The sequence below is a fragment of the uncultured Kordia sp. genome (assembly GCF_947496985.1).
Taxonomy (GTDB): Bacteria; Bacteroidota; Bacteroidia; order Flavobacteriales; family Flavobacteriaceae; genus Kordia.
The window spans coordinates 1-500 of sequence record NZ_CANMEZ010000035.1; the positions used below are offsets into that span (position 1 = coordinate 1).

Consider the following 500-nt stretch of genomic DNA (forward strand, 5'->3'; position numbering starts at 1 on the left):
GCTACTTTAGTCATAGATGTATTTGATGATGGCACGCCTTCTACCTTAATCAACGACGGTACTATTATAAACACAGGAACCTATACTAATAGTGGTGTATTAGTTAATAATGGAACAATTACAAATAGTAACGCAATTAACAATGGAGGCTCCATAGCTATTGAGGCTATGGGAACGTTAAGTACTTCTGGCACTACAAGTAACCAAGCAACAGGTAGTATAACTAATGCTGGTACAATAACTACGCTCGAATTAGGAACTTTCACGAATGCTGGAACCATCACTATGGATACTATGGGAACGTTAAGCACTTCTGGTACTACAAATAACCAAGCAACAGCTAGTATAACTAATGCTGGCACAATAACTACGCTCGAATTAGGAACTTTCACGAATGCTGGAACCATCACTATGGATACTACAGGAACGTTAAGCACTTCTGGTACTACAAATAACCAAGCAACAGCTAGTATAACTAATGCTGGCACAATAACTACGCT

The 500-nt window shown here is 38.8% G+C and carries 1 protein-coding gene; it reads left to right on the forward strand.

The features are described from left to right. Positions 1 to 500, forward strand: a 500-nt coding sequence (locus Q0828_RS24390; RefSeq protein WP_298427979.1) for a hypothetical protein, incomplete at both ends; no start/stop codon positions are given.